14 protein-coding genes are annotated in these 17821 nt (G+C 64.7%); 3 read left to right on the forward strand and 11 right to left on the reverse strand.

The window, feature by feature from the left end; genetic code table 11:
* Positions 1-9: 9 nt before the first annotated feature.
* The 8 genes from dctM to LT40_RS06350 form a co-directional block, all read right to left on the reverse strand.
* Positions 10-1293, reverse strand: coding sequence for a C4-dicarboxylate TRAP transporter large permease protein DctM (gene dctM, locus LT40_RS06315; RefSeq protein ID WP_043187778.1), 1284 nt, complete (start codon positions 1291-1293; stop codon positions 10-12).
* The gene (locus LT40_RS06320) at positions 1293-1925 is read right to left on the reverse strand and encodes a TRAP transporter small permease (RefSeq protein WP_043187782.1); all 633 of its coding nucleotides are present in this window, start codon (positions 1923-1925) and stop codon (positions 1293-1295) included. Before LT40_RS06320 ends, dctM begins: the two co-directional genes overlap by 1 nt.
* A gap of 103 nt (positions 1926-2028) precedes the next feature.
* Positions 2029-3027, reverse strand: coding sequence for a TRAP transporter substrate-binding protein (locus LT40_RS06325; protein WP_043187785.1), 999 nt, complete (start codon positions 3025-3027; stop codon positions 2029-2031).
* Between the two features lie 176 nt (positions 3028-3203).
* Positions 3204-4028: an HpcH/HpaI aldolase/citrate lyase family protein gene (locus LT40_RS06330; protein ID WP_043187788.1), complete on the reverse strand. Its 825-nt coding sequence runs from the start codon at positions 4026-4028 to the stop codon at positions 3204-3206.
* 34 nt (positions 4029-4062) lie between these two features.
* Positions 4063-5262 carry a CaiB/BaiF CoA transferase family protein gene (locus LT40_RS06335; protein ID WP_043187790.1) on the reverse strand — a complete coding sequence of 400 codons (1200 nt, stop codon included), beginning with the start codon at positions 5260-5262 and terminating at the stop codon, positions 4063-4065.
* A gap of 15 nt (positions 5263-5277) precedes the next feature.
* Entirely contained in the window at positions 5278-6627 is a 1350-nt protein-coding gene (locus LT40_RS06340; RefSeq protein ID WP_043187793.1) for an MmgE/PrpD family protein, read from the reverse strand.
* A 10-nt stretch (positions 6628-6637) separates the two neighbouring features.
* Complete coding sequence (locus tag LT40_RS06345; protein WP_043187796.1) at positions 6638-7801, reverse strand: acyl-CoA dehydrogenase family protein; 1164 nt, start codon at positions 7799-7801, stop codon at positions 6638-6640.
* Positions 7802-7853: 52 nt separating this feature from the next.
* A complete protein-coding gene (locus LT40_RS06350; protein WP_052393275.1) occupies positions 7854-8726 on the reverse strand; it encodes an HTD2 family dehydratase in 873 nt (290 codons plus the stop codon).
* Positions 8727-8845: 119 nt separating this feature from the next.
* Between LT40_RS06350 and LT40_RS06355 the strand changes: the two genes are divergently transcribed.
* The 3 genes from LT40_RS06355 (at position 8846) to LT40_RS06365 (ending at position 13988) form a co-directional block, all read left to right on the forward strand.
* Entirely contained in the window at positions 8846-9742 is an 897-nt protein-coding gene (locus LT40_RS06355; RefSeq protein WP_043187799.1) for a LysR family transcriptional regulator, read from the forward strand.
* A 116-nt stretch (positions 9743-9858) separates the two neighbouring features.
* Positions 9859-11214: a Na+/H+ antiporter NhaA gene (gene nhaA / locus LT40_RS06360; protein WP_043187802.1), complete on the forward strand. Its 1356-nt coding sequence runs from the start codon at positions 9859-9861 to the stop codon at positions 11212-11214.
* A 206-nt stretch (positions 11215-11420) separates the two neighbouring features.
* Positions 11421-13988, forward strand: coding sequence for a bifunctional diguanylate cyclase/phosphodiesterase (locus LT40_RS06365; RefSeq protein ID WP_043187805.1), 2568 nt, complete (start codon positions 11421-11423; stop codon positions 13986-13988).
* 221 nt (positions 13989-14209) lie between these two features.
* Here LT40_RS06365 and LT40_RS06370 read toward each other — a convergent pair whose 3' ends face one another.
* Genes LT40_RS06370 through LT40_RS06380 form a run of 3 tightly spaced genes read right to left on the reverse strand, consistent with a single transcriptional unit; the run spans position 14210 to position 17647 of the window.
* Positions 14210-15331: a beta-glucosidase gene (locus LT40_RS06370; RefSeq protein ID WP_043187808.1), complete on the reverse strand. Its 1122-nt coding sequence runs from the start codon at positions 15329-15331 to the stop codon at positions 14210-14212.
* Positions 15332-15362: 31 nt separating this feature from the next.
* A complete protein-coding gene (gene glf, locus LT40_RS06375; protein ID WP_043187811.1) occupies positions 15363-16574 on the reverse strand; it encodes a UDP-galactopyranose mutase in 1212 nt (403 codons plus the stop codon).
* Positions 16562-17647 (reverse strand): glycosyltransferase family 1 protein, encoded by a 1086-nt coding sequence (locus tag LT40_RS06380; protein WP_237749313.1) that lies wholly within the window; start codon positions 17645-17647, stop codon positions 16562-16564. The genes glf and LT40_RS06380 overlap by 13 nt, the downstream gene beginning before the upstream one ends.
* Between the last annotated feature and the right edge of the window lie 174 nt (positions 17648-17821).

Here is a 17821-nt window from a genome sequence, read left to right on the forward strand (position 1 = left end):
CGCGGGTCGCTACGGCATGCCCAGCCAGTTGGGCAGGGCGAGGGAGAGGAACGGCACGTAGGTGACCAGCAGCAGGAACATCAGCAGGATCGACAGCCAGGGCAGGGCGGCGCGGATGGTCTGGCCCAGGGTCAGGCCCGTTACCGCTGAGGTCACGAACAGGTTCAGGCCCACCGGCGGATGCACCAGGCCGATTTCCATGTTGACCACCATGACGATGCCCAGGTGAATCGGGTCGATACCCAGCTCCATGGCGATCGGGAAGAAGATCGGCGCCAGGATCAGGATGATCGCCGAGGGCTCCATGAAACTGCCGGCCACCAGCAGCACGATGTTGACCATGATCAGGAAGCCCAGCGGCGTCAGTCCTTCCGACAGCACCCAGTTGGTGATCTGCTGGGGAATCTGTTCGGTGGTCAGCACGTGGGCGAAGAGCATGGCATTGGCGATGATGAACAGCAGCATGATAGTCAGGCGGCCGGATTCGAGCAGCACCTTCGGGCACTCGGCCAGGCGCATGTCCTTGTACACGAACAGGGCGATGAACGCCGAGTACACCGCCGCGACGGCGGCCGCTTCGGTCGGGGTGAACATGCCGCTGTAGATGCCGCCCAGAATGATCACCAGCAACAGCAGACCCCAGAAGGCGCGGCGTGCGGTGGTCAGCCATTCACGGAAGGTAGCGCGTGGCTGGGCTGGGAGTTTCTTGATCCGGGCGACGATGTAGATCACCACCATCAGGATCACGCCCAGCAGGATGCCCGGAATCACACCGGCCATGAACAGCTTGCCGACTGAGGTTTCGGTCGCCGCCGAATACACCACCATCACGATCGAGGGCGGGATGAGAATGCCCAGGGTACCGGCGTTGCAGATGATGCCGGCGCCGAATTCGCGGGGGTAGCCGGAGCGCACCATGCCGGCTACGGCGATCGAGCCTACCGCCGCGACGGTGGCGGGGGAGGAGCCGGACAAGGCGGCGAACAGCATGCACGCCAGCACCGCAGCAATCGCCAGGCCGCCGCGAATGTGGCCGACGCAGGCGTTGGCGAAATCGATCAGCCGTTGCGCGACGCCCCCGGTGGTCATGAAGGCGCCAGACAAGAGGAAGAACGGAATCGCCAGAAAGGTGTAGCTGTCCGAGGTCTCGAACAGCTTGATCGCCAGCGAACTCAGCGAGTCCTGACTGAACAGCAGAATGGACACCGCGCCGGAGAGGCCCAGGGAGATAGCGATGGGCACGCCCAGGAACATGAACACGAACAGCAGCAGGAACAGACAGATAACGGTCATCAGCGGTGCTCCTCGCCAGGGTTGGCCAGTTTGCTGGCTTCTGCCGCTTCGTCGGCCAGGCCCAGTCCTGTCTGCCGATGGGTATAGATGCGGTACATGATTTCCAGGTAGCGGGCGATGATCAGGGCGAAGCCGATCGGCACGATGAGTGCGATATGGCCGATTTGGATGCCGTAGCGATCCAGGTCCTCGGCGCCGATGCCGGCGACCAGCACCGCCGACACCCACTTGATGCTGGCGATCAGAAACAGGCCGGCGTACACCAGGCAGCAGCCGCAGGCGATCATCGCCAGAATGCGCTGCGCAGGCTTGCTGGTTTTCTTCACCAGCACGTCGACTCCCAGGTGGCCGGCGGTGCGCACGCCGTAGGCGATACCGAAGAAGATCAACCAGCCGAACAGCGCCTTGGTCAAGGCGATGCTCCAGGTCATTTCCTGGGCATAGCCCATCAGGTGGTCGCCGATGCCGGCGAACAGGTCGCTGCTCCACGCCCATTTGTCGCTGAGGGTGTAGAATATCGTGTAGAGGTTGTTCAGCGCGACGTAGACGAACGTCACCAGCGTCATGGCAGCCAGCAGGAAGGCGATCATGCCTTCCTCGAAATGCTCCCAGACTTGCCTGAGCGATTGCATAGGGATTCTCCGAGCGTCAAGAGAGCGGCCGCCGGCGAGCGGGCAGCCGCGCATGCTTCACCGGCGGCCGTAGCCAAGCCAGTGCAGGGGACGGGTCAGCCCCTCACGAGGCTTTGTTGGAGGCTTCGGCGGCCTTGATCAGGTCGGGGCCGATCTGCTCGGAAAACTTGTCCCACACCGGGCGCATCGCTTCGCGCCATTGCTGGCGTTGCTCGGCAGTGAGTGGGTCGATCTCGCTGGTCTTGGCGTCGATGATTTTCTGCCGCGCGGTCTGGTTCAGCGCTTCGGCTTGCTTGTTCACCTCGACGGTGACCTGGTCCATCAGCGTCTGCAGCTCGTTACGGACATCGTCGGGCAGGCCGTTCCAGAACTTGGAATTGGTGATGACCATGTAGTCGATCAAGCCGTGGTTGGTCTCGGTGAAGAAGGGCTGCACTTCGTGGACCTTCTGGCTCTCGTAGTTGGACCAGGTGTTCTCGGTGCCATTCACGGTGCCGGTCTGCAGACCCTGGTAGACCTCGGCGAAGCTCATCTTGCGGGGGTTGGCGCGTATCGCCTTGAATTGCTCTTCGAGTACGCTCGACGCCTGGACGCGGAATTTCAGGCCACGGGCATCCTTGGGCAGGATGACCTTCTTGTTCGCCGACAGCTGCTTGAGGCCGTTGTGCCAGTAGGCCAGACCGCGGATGCCCTTGTCGTCCATGGAGGTCAGCAGCGCTTTGCCCTGGGGCCCTTGCTGGAAACGGTCGACTGCGGCCAGGTCATCGAACAGGAACGGCAGGTCGAAGATCTGCACCTGCTTGGTGTAGTGCTCGAACTTGGCCAGCGAGGGCGCGAGCATCTGCACGTCGCCCAACAGCAGCGCCTCCATCTCCTTGCCGTCGCCGAACAGCGACGAGTTGGGATAGACCTCGACCTTCACCTTGTCCTTGAGCTTGGGATCGGCGGCCACCAGTTTCTGGAACATCAGCGCGCCTTGGCCCTTGGGCGTGTTCTCCGCCACCACGTGGGCGAATTTGATGACGACGGGATCGGCGGCCTGGGCCAGGGTTGCCATCGAAACGGCGGCGGCGCAGAGCAGCGCCTGGGTCAGCTTGAACATGGAGATCACCTTGTTATTGTTGTAGGACAATCCATTTTTGGGCGGCTGTGTCGAGTCGACCGGCCCTGTGCAGCGTAGGCGTGTTTTCAGCTTCAGGATCGCTTAATCGACGCCGTGCCGAAAATCTGTATTTGCGTAACCCGGCGTTCGGCGCTACCGAACGCCGGCGCGCGGTCTTATCGCTGCAGGGTGTCGAGCAAACGCCTGGCGCGCTGCAACACCGGCGCATCGACCATCTGGCCGTCGAGCTGGAAAGCGCCCGCACCCCCGGCGGCGGCACTGGCCGCCAGTACGGCACGGGCCCATTCCAGATCCTGGACGCTGGGCGCCAGTGCCGCATGAATCACCGCCACCTGACGCGGATGGATGCACAGTGCGCCGCCATAGCCGAGGTTGCGCGCGTGCTCGATGGCGCGCTGCAACCCCGGCGCGTCGTCCAGGGCGGCGAACACCCCGTCCAGTGGTGGCAGCAGGTTGGCGGCGCGTGAATGCAGCTGCACGCTCATGCGGCCTTGGTCGAGAAAGGCTTCTGCCGCTGGGGTGCCGCTGTGGAGGCCCAAGTCCAGGGCCAGGTCCAGGCTGCCGAAACACAGCCGCTCGACGCCGGGGCCATTGACGATGGTCTCCAGCGCCAACAGACCTCGGGCGCTTTCGATGATGGGCCACAGCGGCTTGCCGGCCTGGCTGGCCGTGGTCAGATGAGCGCGGGTTTCGGCCTTGGGCAACATCACCCCGACGACACCTGGGTGGCTGGCGCAGAAAGCCAGGTCGCTGGCGTGTTCGGCATGGCCGGGGGCGTTGACGCGCACCATCACGCGGGCCGTTTCGGTGTGACCCAGGAAGTGCGAAAGATGCTCGCGCGCCTGGCGCTTGAGGCCTTCCTCGACGGCGTCCTCGAAATCGACGATCACCGCGTCGGCGCCCGCGGCCAGGGCCTTGGCGAACCGATCAGGGCGGCTGCCCGGCACGAACAGGGCCGAGCGAAGGTTAGGTATCGGCATGGTTCAAGGTTCCCGATAGTGAGTTGGCGGGGAATCAGATCACGCCGGATGCCGCCATGTGTGTCTGCTGCTCGGCGGAGTAACCCAGCTCGTCAAGAATGCCTGCGGTATGCTGGCCCAGGTCGGGGACCGCATCCATGCGCGGCGCAAACGCTGTATTGCTGGCCGGCGGCAGCAGGGCGGGGAGCTTGCCGGACGGGCTGTCCACCTGGCGCCAGCGGTCACGCGCGGCCAGTTGCGGATGCTCCCAGACCCCAGCCATGTCGTTGACCCGGGCATTGGCGATCTGCGCGCTGTCCAGGCGCTCCAGCACCTGCTCGACCGACAACGCCGCGAAGCTGTCGACGATGATCTGCCGCAGTTGATCGCGATGACGCGAACGTTCGAAGTTGCTGGAAAAGCGCGGGTCGGCGGCCAACGGCGCGTCGAGCAGCACCTTCTCGCAGAACAGCGCCCACTCGCGCTCGTTTTGCAGGCCGAGCATGACGGTGCCGCCGTCACCGGCGGGGAAGGGCCCGTAAGGATAGATGGTCGAGTGTGCCGCACCGGCACGGGCGGGCGGCGGTGCGCCGTTGTAGGCGTAGTACAGCGGGTAGCCCATCCATTCCACCAGGCTTTCCAGCATGGACACGTCGATGCGGCTGCCGACCCCGGTCTTGTCGCGCAGCATCAATGCCGAGAGCACCCCGGTGTAGGCGTACATGCCGGCAGCGATGTCGGCGATCGAGCAGCCAGCCTTGGCTCGCTCGTCTTCGCCGGGGCCGCCGGTCACCGAGAGAAAACCGCCTTCGCTCTGGATCAACAGGTCGTAGGCTTTTTTCTTCTCGTAGGGACCGCCTTCGCCGTAGCCGGAAATGTCGCAGACGATGAGCCGCGGATACCGCGCCTGCAACGCCTCGAACGACAGCCCCATGCGCGCCGCCGCTCCCGGCGCCAGGTTCTGCACCAGCACGTCGGCCTTGGCCAGCAGGCCGTGCAACACGGCATCGGCGGCTTGCTGCTTGAGGTCCAGGGTCAGGCTCTCCTTGGAACGGTTGGTCCAGACGAAATGCGAGGCGAGGCCGTCGACCCGCTGATCGTAGCCGCGGGCGAAGTCACCGCTGCCGGGACGTTCGATTTTCACCACGCGTGCGCCCAGGTCGGCCAGTTGACGCGTGCAGAAGGGCGCGGCGATGGCGTGTTCCAGGCTGATGACGGTGATGCCGTCCAGCGGACGCGGATTGAGATCGGTCATGGGGTCACCTGTGGGTCAGATCAGATCGGTCAAGGTCTGGGTGTCGCGCAATTGCCAGATGCGCTCGATCAGCACCTGTCCTTGGGCCGGCGTGCGTGCACCGGAAAAGGCCAGCAGGCGCAGGAACTTGTCTTCCAGTTCGGGGCGCGACAGGGTATTGCCGGGGTCGCCCTTGGGTTCGTCGATGGCGGCGCTCAAGGTACGGCCGTCAGTGGTCGTGACGATGACTCGCCCCAGCCAGCGCGCCGGGTAGGCAGCGTCGACCTCGGGGTCCAGCTCCATGCTGACTTTCTGGCGGAAGCCGTCGACCGCCGCATCCGTCAGCGCCAGGTCGCGGAATTCGATCAGCTGTGCGCTGCCATGAACGGCGATCAAGCCCAGCACCGCGCCCATGGAGAATTTGGCCTGGTGTACCGTGCTGGGCTTGACCACCCGGCCCAGGACATCGATAGCGCCCTGATGCACGCGGGTGACCACCTTGGCGATCTGCTCGTGGTGCAGCCCTTCACGCTGCATCAAGTGCAGGAGGGCATCGGCGGCCGGATGGGTATGGCGGCACGAGGCGTGGAACTTGAACGAGGTTTCCGCCAGTGCCCAGCGGCTGCCCAGGCGATCGTCCAGGCGGCTGGCGTCGGCGTCGCTGGACATGCCCGCCGCCAGGCCCTGCTCGCCCTCCAGGATGTTGCGTGCTCCGGTCAGGCCGTCTTCAGTCATGTAGGCGGCGAGCAAGCCATCGGCGGCGGCCTTGGCGGTGTGCAGCTGCTTGGAGTCGGCGGCGTCGCGCAGGAATTCCCAGAGCCCGGCAGCCTGGGTGCCGGCATTGCCGAGCAGGTTGATGAACTGCTCGCGGTCGAACCCCAGCAGCTTGCCCACGGCGACTGCAGCGGCCAGGGTGCCCACCGTGGCGGTGGTGTGGAAGATTCGATAGTGGGAACGGCCCATGAACTCGCCGATGCGGATACCGGCCTCGTAGCCGGCCACCGACGCCAGCAGCAAATCGCGCCCGGACTTGCCGCGGTCCTGGGCGGCAGCCAGCACGGCGGAAAATACCACCGTGGCCGGATGCAGCACCGAGCTGTTGTGCAGGTCGTCCTGCTCCACCAGGTGCGACGCGGCGCCGTTGACCAGGGCGGCGAAGTAGGGCGAAGTACCGCGGCCGTTGACCAGCATTCTGGCCGGGCCGTCGCTGGGCCCCATGCGCTGCGCGTAGCGCTCGAACAAGGGAATGGGGTGGGCGCCCTGGCTGGCCAGCGCCGAGCCTGCCCAGTCCAGGAACAGGTCCTCGCAGCGGGCCAGGACGGGCTCCGGAATGTCCCCATAGCGCAAGTCGGCGAGGAACGTGGCCAAACGGTGAGTAGCATTCATCGACGGGTCCTCAGAAGCTGCGTGGCAGTTCGAGCAGATGCTCGGCCACGTAGGACAGGATCAGGTTGGTGGAGATCGGCGCCACCTGATACAAACGGGTTTCGCGAAACTTGCGCTCGACGTCGTATTCGCAGGCGAAACCGAAACCGCCGTGGGTTTGCAAGCAGGCATTGGCGGCTTCCCACGACGCCTTTGCGGCCAGGTACTTGGCCATGTTGGCGCTGGCCCCGGCGTTCTTGCCGCTGTCGTATTCCTTACAGGCGCGCCAGCGCATCAAGTCAGCGGCTTCGATTTCGATGTGCGCCTCGGCAATGGGAAACTGCACGCCCTGGTTCTGGCCGATCGGGCGGCCGAACACCACCCGATCGCGGGCGTAGGCGCTGGCCTTTTCGATGAACCACCGGCCATCGCCGATGCACTCGGCGGCGATCAGCGTGCGCTCGGCATTGAGGCCGTCGAGGATGTAGCGGAAACCCTTGCCTTCCTCACCGATCAGGCTGTCGACGGGCAGCTCGAGGTTGTCGAAGAACAGCTCGTTGGTCTCATGGTTGACCATGTTGGCGATCGGTTGAACGGTCAGGCCCTTGCCGATGGCTTCGCGCAGATCGACCAGAAAGATCGACATCCCTTCGGATTTGCGCGTGACTTCGGCCAGCGGCGTGGTGCGTGCCAGCAGGATCATCAAATCCGAATGCTGCACCCGCGAGATCCACACCTTCTGGCCATTGATGACGTACTTGTCCCCTTGGCGCACGGCGGTGGTCTTGATCTTGGTGGTGTCGGTGCCGGTGGTCGGTTCGGTGACGGCCATCGATTGCAGGCGCAGCTCGCCGCTGGCCAGCTTGGGCAGGTAATGGCGTTTCTGCGCCTCGCTGCCGTGACGCAACAGGGTGAACATGTTGTACATCTGGCCGTGCACGGTTCCTGAGTTGCCGCCGCAGGCGTTGACTTCCTCGAGGATCACCGAGGCTTCGGCCAGGCCCAGGCCCGAGCCGCCGTATTCGCTGGGGATCATTGCCGACAACCAGCCGGCGTCGGTGAGGGCCTTGACGAAGGTTTCGGGAAAACCCTTTTCTTCGTCGATCTTGCGCCAGTAGGCGGCATCGAACTCGGCACACAAGGCGCGCACGCCTTCGCGGATGGCATTGAGGTCTTCTTCGTCGTAGGCAGGCATGGCGGTTCTCGAAGTCGTTATTGTCGGAATCGTTGGAATCGTTGGATAGCCGTCACTGGCCGGACTGTGGCAAGCGGGCAGGGACAGCGTCGAACGTGACGTCCGCGCTCTGGGCGACGCCGGCCTCGTTACCAGCCCACAGACGCGCCTTGCCGGGTTCGAGCAGGCAACCCTCGACCTGGAACGGAGTGGGCACGGTCAGCGGCCGCACGCCGCGGTAGGCGAAATGGCGCACACGCGCTTGCGGATTGGCGCGGACGAAGCTGCGCAACAGCAGGGTGGCGATCAGCGGCCCGTGCACCACCAGGCCGGCATAGCCTTCAGTGCCCGTCACGTAGGGGTGGTCGTAGTGAATCCGGTGGCCGTTGAAGGTGACAGCCGAATAGCGAAACAGCAGGGTCGGGGTCGGCGTCACGGTTTCGCCCCACTGGGCGGCGAGCGGTGCCTGATCGCTGGACAGCTTGGGCGGGTTCGGCTCGCGGTAGACGATGTCCTGCTCTTCGCGCAAGCACAGGCGACCCTCCTGGCTGTAGTCGTGGCGCACCGTGACGAACAGCAAGGCGCCGGTATGGCCGTGCTTTTCTTCGATGCGCAGAATGGTCGAAACCCGCTCGGCGGCGCTGCCGACTTTCAGCGGCTCGATGAACTCGAGGCGGCCACCGGCCCACATGCGGTTGCGGCCGTCGGCGGCGGGCAGAAAGCCACCGCGCAGCGGATGCCCATCCGTGCCCAATCCACTTTCCGCGACCGGTGCCTGGAAGAAGCACCACTGCCACAGGGGCGGCAGTGGCTCGCCGTCTTTGGGCGTAGGTTCGCCGAAAGTCGCGGCAATGCGCTGGACCATGTTCTGGCTGAGCACATCGTGCGCCTGCTCGGTACGGCCCACCCAGGCGCTGTAGTCGGTGGCTGAATCTGAAGCGCTCATGGGCGGCCTCTGTCGTTGTCGTTGTGACGCGATGATGCGAGGCGCAAGGCATTCTGTGAATTTGCATTTGCGTAAGGCGGCGTTCATATTTGCCGAACGCCCGAAGGTAGGATCCCGACATGCATTTCGACCTGGCCGACCTGCGCCTCTTCATCCATATCGGCGAATCGCCGAGCCTGACCCAGGGCGCGCGACGGGCGTTCCTGTCGCCGGCGGCCGCCAGCGCGCGGATCAAGGCGCTGGAACAGCAGCTCGATACGCGCCTGCTGTACCGCGACAGCCGTGGTGTTGAACTCACCCCCGCTGGGCAGAAGCTGCTGGTGCACGCGCGGTTGATCATGCGCCAGGTCGACTACCTCAAGGCCGATTTCACCCATTTGGGCGCCGATTCGGCGGGGCACATTCGCATTTTCGCCAACACCACGGCGGTCACCGAATTCCTGCCCGAGGTACTGGCCGGTTTTCTCGCCGAACGTCCGGGTGTGAGCGTCGACCTGCAGGAGCGCCTGTCGCGCGACATCGTCCGTGGCGTGCTCGACGGCAGCACCGACATGGGCATCATTGCCGGGCCGGTAGAGGCAGCGGGCCTGCAAGTGATGCACTTCAGCACCGACCGCCTGGTGCTCACCGTGCCCGTGGGTCACGAGTTGGCCCAGTGCAAGCGCATCAGCCTGAAACAGACCCTGGCGTTCCAACACATCGCCTTGCACGAAGGCAGCACGCTGCTCAGCTTTCTGCGCGAACACGTCGAGCGGATCGGCCAGGGGCTGTCGCTGCGTATCCAGGTGTCGAGCTTCGAAGCGATCTGCCGAATGGTCGAGGCAGGCGTGGGCATCGGCATCATTCCCGAATCCGCCGCCTTGCGGCACAGCCGCACCATGCGCCTGGTGACCATCGAGCTGGACGAGCCCTGGGCGGTGCGCGAGCGCAGCATTCTGGTGCGTGAACTGGAGGCATTGCCGGGCACGGTCCGCGCGCTGATCGCCACCTTGATGCCAACCCCGGTGCCTGATTGAGATGATGCGTTGCAAGTTGGCCGCAGGGTTTCTATCATCGCCGCGGGTGCGCCGCTGCATAGGGTACGGCGCAGGTTAAAGTTCAGCGTTGGTCGGGCCGCCAACGGAGACGTCCCGTGTCCGAAAACAAACCGGCCCTGCCTGCCATTCCCCGCCCGCAACTGCTTACCGAGCGCGCGCTGGCGGCGCTCGAACGCTTCTCGCACATCGAGGCCGTCAGCGGCATCGTGCTGCTGCTCGCCGCCATCACTGCACTGGTCTGGGCCAACAGCCCGGTGGGCGACTCCTACGACCACTTCTGGCACACCCAGGTCACCCTGGGGCTGGGCGATTTCAGCGTGTCGCGCTCGCTGCACTTCCTGGTCAATGATGGCCTGATGACCATCTTCTTTCTGGTGGTAGGTGCGGAAATACGCCAGGAGATCAAGGACGGTGCCTTGGCCAACATGCAGTTGGCAACCCTGCCCCTGGGTGCGGCACTGGGCGGCGTGCTGATGCCGGCCTTTCTGTACTTCGCGCTCAACCATGGAACTGCCGCCAGCGCTGGCTGGGCGGTACCGACCGCGACCGATATCGCTTTTGCCGTGGGCGTGCTGGCACTGCTGGGCAAGTCGATCCCGGCCAGCGTACGCATCCTGCTGCTGGCGCTGGCGATCATCGATGACATCGTGGCGATCCTCATCATTGCGGTGTTCTATACCGCCAGCCTCGACTACCTCGGCCTGCTGGTGGCGGTGGCGGGGCTGCTGCTGGTGCTGGTGTTCCAGCGCATGGGCATCAGCAAGGCGTACGCCTATGTGCTGCCGGGTGCGATCGTCTGGTTCGGGCTGCTCAAGACCGGCGTCCATCCCACTCTCGCCGGGGTAATCCTGGGCCTGATGACGCCGGTCTATTCCAAGCCGATGGCCGAGCGTCCGGTGGACGTCATTCGCCGCAACTTCAACGAGTTGATGGAGCGCTTCACGCCCGGCAGCGACAACCGCGATGCCGTGGCCGAGCCTCTTCGCCAGTTGCGAGATGCGCAACGTGAGGTGCTGCCGCCAGTGCAGCGGGTCCAGGTTGGCCTGCACCTATGGGTGGCTTTCGGGGTCATGCCGCTGTTCGCCCTGGCCAATGCCGGGGTGAGTTTCGATGGGGCCAACCTGAGCGATGCGATGTCGCAGCACGTGTTCGCCGGTGTGATGATCGCCCTGGTGCTGGGCAAGCCCCTGGGCGTGCTGCTGGCCAGTGTACTGCTGGTCAAGTTGAACATCTGCAGGTTGCCCGAGGGCGTCACCTGGGGTGGGGTAGGTCTGGTCGGCCTGCTTGCCGGGATCGGTTTCACCATGTCGATCTTCATCGCGTCGCTGGCCTTCACCGACCCCACCCTGCTGGCGTCGGCCAAGCTCAGTGTATTGGCGGCCTCGACGGTGGCAGCGGTGCTGGGCCTGGTCTGGGGCAAGCTGACCTTCGGCAAGGCCCGCCCGGCCTGATAGCGACAGGCTGAGCCTCCTGTGAGGGGCGCTTGTGCAGGGACTTCTGTGGGAGCGGGCTCTGCCCGCGAAATGGGCACCGCGAACCCTTCGCGGGCAGAGCCCGCTCCCACAAAACCTGCTCCCACCACCGCCCCCTGTTCATGGAAGTCGAAGCGCGGCCGATACGCTTTGTAACGGCTCCGCGTATCTCTTTCAGGCTCTCCATGCTCAAGTCCAGCTTTACCTCTCCCGCATCCGGTGCCCGCCCCGCGAGCAGCACGTCTTTGGCTCAGGCGTCGTTGGTCACGTTCTGCGCCAGCCTAGCCGTGGTCTTTGCCCTGGCCGTCTCGTTGTCACTGTATTTCGCCCGTGGCCTGGATAGCACGGAGCAGGCCCAGGGCCAGTCGCTGGTGCAGAAAAGCATCGAGGCCGAGCGCCGGCTCTTGCAGCTGACCATCAAGGATTACTCTTTCTGGGGCGAAGCCTATCGGCACCTGCACCTCACAGTGGACATGGAGTGGGCCTACGTACGCGAGAACTTCGGCCCGGCGCTGTACGACGATTTCGGCTACCAGGCGGCGTTCGTCATAGGGCCGAGCAACCGCTCGGTGTATGCGGTGATCGACGGCAAGTACGAAACCGTCGCCGCAGCCGATTGGCTCGGGCGACCCGTCGACGAATGGGTGGCTGCGGCGCGCGGGCTGGCCGATGACGAAAAAGTCTTCACGGCACTCACCAGCCTTGCCGGCACACCGGCGCTGGTGGTGGCGGCGGCGATCACGCCCAGCACCGACCCCACCGTGCAGGCAGACGACCGGCTGCCCTCGGTCATGCTGGTAGTCAACCGGCTCGATCCGCAGCGGCTCGAAACGCTGGGCGCGAACATGGGGCTGCAGGGCGTGCGCATGGCTCGCCCGAACGACGCCACGGCGGCGCACGCGTCGCTGACAGGCGAGCACGGCACGGCCTTCGATCTGCAGTGGGACGCCGTCCGGCCGGGGCGGCAGATGATCATCGTGGTCCTGCCCCTGATCGTTCTGACGACGCTGATCATCTTCGGCATGACCTGGGTCATGCTGCGCCGCAACACCCGCGCGGCGCGCGCCCTGGACGGCAGCCACGAGCTGCTGCGCAACAGCCAGGCCGCGCTGGCGCAGAGCGAGTCGCGCTTTCGCGACGTTGCCGAGGCCAGCTCCGACTGGATCTGGGAAACCGACTGCGACGGGCGCGTGACCTACCTGTCCGACCGCTTCGAGGCGGTCACCGGGCTGGACAAGGCTCATTGGCTGGGGACCTGCATCGACGAGCGAGTGGACTTGCCCGACGGCAGCCTGCTGGCCTGGCTGCGCAGCAACGACGGGCACTGCAACCTGACCACCGAATGCAGCTATGTGGACGTGCACCTGCATCGACGCACCGCCCGCATCGCTGCGCGCACCATCGGGGTCCAGGGCTTTCGTGGCACGGCCACCGATGTCACCGAGGAAATCGAGGCCAGGCGACGGGTCGAGTACCTCTCGCGGCATGACGTGCTGACCGGGCTGCCGAACCGCAGCCAGCTGCGCGACTACTTGGAAAGCCGTCTGGAAAACGCGCTGGCCGCCAGCCAGTCGCTGATCATGCTGACCATCGACCTGGACCGCTTCAAACCGGTCAACGACCTGCTTGGACACGCCACCGGCGACCGTGTGCTGTACGAGATCGGCGCACGTATCAGGCAGTGCGTGCGCAGCCAGGACATCGTCGCCCGGGTCGGTGGCGACGAGTTCGTCATGGTGGTCGCAGGTCCGATCGGCCATGAAGAGATCGAAGCGCTGTGCCGACGGCTGATCGAGCTGATCGAGCAGGTCATCGAAGTCGACGACCAGGACATCCATGTCAGCGCCAGCATCGGCATCGCCGTGTCGCCGGGCGATGCCGCGCACGCGCCCGAGTTGCTGCGCTATTCCGACATCGCGCTGTACGAGGCCAAGGCCAGTGGGCGCGGCACCTGGCGCTTCTACGATGGGGACATGAATGCGCGCATCGTCGAGCGCCGGCGTCTGGAAAGCGACCTGCGCTATGCGATCAAGCACGGCGAACTGCGCTTGCACTACCAGCCGCGGTTTCGCATATCCGACGGGCAGATGGTCGGGGCCGAGGCGCTGGTGCGCTGGCAACATCCGCAGCGTGGCCTGCTGGCGCCCGACGCGTTCATTCCGATTGCCGAAGACACGGGGCTGATCACGGCGCTGGGCGACTGGGTAATGAACGCCGCCTGCCGGCAAGCCAGCCAGTGGCCTGAAGCGCTGTTCATTTCGGTCAACGTGTCGTCCAAGGAATTCCAGAATGGGCAACTGGTGGAACGGGTCAAGGCCGCGTTGCAGCGCACGGGCCTGACCGCGGCGAGGCTCGAATTGGAGGTTACCGAAAGCGTCATGCTCGAGGATGCCGACAACGCCCTGACCTTGATGCGTGCGCTCAAGGCATTGGGCGTGCGCTTGGCGATGGACGATTTCGGCACCGGTTATTCATCACTGAGCTACCTGCGTTCGTTTCCGTTCGATGGGCTGAAGATCGACCGCAGTTTCGTCAGCCGGCTGGGCGACAGCCAACCGGACCTGGCCATTATCGAGGCGGTGATTGGTCTGGGTCGGGCGTTGTCGCTGACGGTAACGGCCGAAGGCGTGGAAACCCAGGAGCACCTGCGGCTGCTTGACTCGGTGGCGTGCGACGAGGGCCAGGGCTATTACCTGAGCCGCCCGCTGGATGGGGCCAGCTTCGAGGAGTTGCTGCTGACCGCCTGCCATTGATATTGCATCGACCGATGACGCGGCTTGCGCCGCTGCTACAGGGGATTGGGGTGGGTGGGGGACGCGGCTCGCGCCGCTGCTGCGACCCTTCCTATCGATGTAGATGCTTCGTGGGAGCGGTCTGTGGCCGCGAACTGGGCGCCGTGGTGCATTCGTGAATCCGCAGGGCTTTCTTCGCGGCCACCGACCGCTCCTACGCATACAGGCAGCGGCGTACTCGATTACCTGGCACGCCCATGCTGGCGTTCCAATTCCTGCAACTGCACCAGCAACGGATGATACGGTGCCCGTGAACCTTCGCCGTCGGCGAAGCCGAACACGCCTGCAGGGCAGTAGCGGCCGTCGTCCCAACCGGGGTAATCCAGAAACGGATACCAGCACAACCCCTGCACATCGACGCCGCGTTGCAGCGCCAACGCCAGCTGATGGCCCACGTACTCCAGCCACGGCCCGCGGGCATCACCCTCGGCGCCCGTTTCGGCCAGCAGAATCGGCCGGCCATAGCGCCGATGCAGCTCAGTCAACAACCCCGCCAGCGGGCGAAATTCGGGATGCCCTTGCAGAATCCGTTCGCCATTTTGTCGCCATTGGTTCTGCGGGTAGAAATTCGCCCCGATGATGTCCAGGTAATCCTCACGCCCACCCAACCCGGGCCATTGACGACCGGCCAACATGTCCCACGCCTGGAACTGCGACAACCGATGACCCTCGGCACGCTCCTGATCTACACTGCGCGCAGAGTCGGGCACCACGTGAATCAACGGATCGCACTGGACGAACCGCGCCTGCGGCGCGTGCACGCGAATCGCCTCGATTGCCGCAATGCTGGCCCGCACCAATTGATGCTTGAGTTCCAACCCACGGCCATGGGCGCGAGGGTTGAAGTAGGCAACGTCGCCACCTGCCCAGCTCCAGAACGAGATCTCGTTGACCGGCGAATAGAACGGCGCTTCCAGGCCTTCATCGACCATCAGCCGGGCAACCGCGCCGGCGAACCGGGCGAAGCGCTCGACGAACTCGGGGCGCCAGATGTCCAATCCGTCTGGATACCCGTAATGCGCCAGGTCCCACACCACCTGCACATCGCAGTCGCGCGCGGCCCGCAGCAACGGCAGGAAACTGCTCCAGTCGTAGTGCCCCGGCTGTCGCTCGATCTCATGCCAGCGCAAGCCATCGCGCGCGCACTCAATGCCGCTGGCGCGTAGCTGAGCGTAGTCCCGCGCCGCCCAGCGCAGATGGCCGGTACTGACCTGCACATCGACCCGCTGGCCATCGCCGCGGCGCTGCGACGCGCATTCGTAACCGGCCATGGTGAACGTCTTGAACAGACCAGGGCCGGTCATGCATCACTCCGACCAGCCCTGCGTTCGTGCCTCAAGCCCCTTGCCCGTCGAGCAACGTGGCTGCTGCCATGCCTCCATGCACCGGCTGGCCCTGTTGCTCGATCCGCTGGAACAGCGCGAGCGCCTGACCCACGACCTGGTCCATGTTGTAGTACTTGTAGGTACCCAACCGGCCAAGGAAGGTTACCCCCGGCGTCTCGTCGGCCAGCGCCTTGTAGCGTTGATACAACTGAGCGTTTTCAGCGCGCGGAATGGGGTAGTAGGGGTCGCCGTCGGCGCAGGGATATTCGTAGGTGATGCTGGTCTGCGGATGTTCCTGCCCGGTCAGGTGCTTGTATTCGGTGATGCGCGTATAGGGCACCGCTTCATCCGGATAGTTGACCACGGCCACCGCTTGCAGCTGCGGCTGCTCCAGGGTCTTGTGCTCGAAACGCAGCGAGCGGTAGGGCAGGCGGCCCAGGCGGAAGTCAAAATACTCGTCCACCGGCCCGCAGTAGATCAATTGCGCATAGGACAACTGCTCGCGAACCTTGGCGAAATCGGTGTCCAGCAGCACGTCGATACGCGGATGGTCGAGCATGTTCTCGAACATGCGCGTGTAGCCTTCCAGCGGCATGGCCTGAAAGCTATCGGTGAAGTACCGATCGTCGTCGTTGGTACGCGTCGGGATCCGCGAGGTCACCGATTTGTCCAGCTGCGAAGGGTCCAGGCCCCACTGCTTGCGGGTGTAGCCCTGGAAGAACTTCTGGTAGAGCTCCTGGCCGATCTGGTTGATCACCACGTCCTCGGAGGTCCGGATGCATTCCACCGGTTGTGCACGGTCGGCGAGAAAACGCTCGGCCTGGGCTTCGTCCATTTGCAGGCCGAACAGGGTGTTGAGCGTGGTCAGGTTGATCGGGATCGGCACCAGGTGCCCGTCGACCTGGGCCAATACCCGGTGCTCGTAGGGGCGCCACTGGGTGAACCGCGAGAGGTAGTCGACGATGCGCGGGGCATTGGTGTGGAAGATGTGCGGCCCATAGCGATGGACCATGACATCGGCGGCATCGAGGTGGTCGTAGGCGTTGCCGCCGATGTGTTCGCGTCGGTCGATCACCAGCACGTTCAAACCCAGCCCTTCGGCCAGGCGCTCGGCAATGACGCTGCCGGCAAAGCCTGCGCCCACCACGACGTAGTCGTAGGGACGTCCATCAGCGTGCGTGGAAGGACCGCGGCTGGCGCTGTCGAGGGTTACCTGAGGCATTCGATCTGCTCCTTCATGGCCGCGCAGGTTTTGTCCCACGACATACCGTTCAATGCTGCATCGGCCTGAGCCAGCACGCTGTCGCGAGCCTCGGCGCTCAAGGCCTGTTCAACCGCCGCGATGAACGCGGCGGGCGTATCGGCAATGGCCACGACGCCGCTGGCACCGTAGCCGCTGATCACGTCGGCAATCGGCGTGGACACCACTGGGCGCCCACCGGCCAGGTATTCGGGAGTCTTGGTTGGGCTGATGAAGCGCGTCGAGGCGTTGATGGCGAATGGCATCAACGCAACGTCCCAACCGGCCAGGTACTGGGGCAGCTCGTTGTATTGCTTGGCGCCCAGGTAGTGGATGTTGGCGCGCCGGGGCAGGGTCTGTGGATCGATCTTGACCACCGGACCGATCAACACGACCTGCCATTGCGGACGCTGCCGGGCGAGTTCGTCGACCAGCTGGATGTCGAAGCGCTCGTCGATGACGCCGAAGAAACCCAGGCGCGGACGGCTGATGCCTGCCTGGTCGGCTGGGTCGGGCAGCAAGTCGCGGGCCTTGGCGAAGTGCGCGATGTCGACGCTGCTGGGCATCGAATGGGCGTTGGCGTGCTGATGCCGCTTGGCTTCCCACAGACTGTGACCACCGGTGAACACCACATCGGCGCGGGCCAGCAACTGCTGCTCCCGGTCGATCAGCTCGGGCGGTGCACCCATGAAGGCCGACAGCTCATCCATGCAGTCGAAGATCGTCACCTGGCCCTTGAGGTGCTCGGTGAACGCCAGGCTCATCGGCGTCAGGTACCACAGCAGCAGTTCGTCGTGTGGATGCTCGGCCAGATAGGTATCGAGTAATTCGCGCTGCAGGGCGATCACCCGTTCGTGCGGCACGCCCGCCGGCAACTGCGGCACCAGCACGGTCACCCCTTGGGTGGGCTGGCTGCTCAGCAACTGCGGCTTGGCGTTGTCGGCGAACACCGGTTCTTCGAAGAACAGCACGTCGTAGCTCTGCGCCAGGCGCGACATGACGTGTTGGGGTCGCTGATAGACGAAACCCCAGCGCAAATGGGAAAGGCAGAGCATGAGCGGCCGGCGTGTCGGCGCAGAGTCGCGCAGGGCATCGGAACGAGAAGCAGGGGTAAGGCCGGGCGGCGCCACATCGGTCATGGTGTTGTCCTTGGTTCGGAGCCTGAATCGGGACTGAAGCCAGGTTGAACCCTGCTTCGACGCCACCCGAGGGGATTGTGCGCGGCAGTG

It is taken from the genome of Pseudomonas rhizosphaerae (genome assembly GCF_000761155.1).
Classification (GTDB): domain Bacteria; phylum Pseudomonadota; class Gammaproteobacteria; order Pseudomonadales; family Pseudomonadaceae; genus Aquipseudomonas; species Aquipseudomonas rhizosphaerae.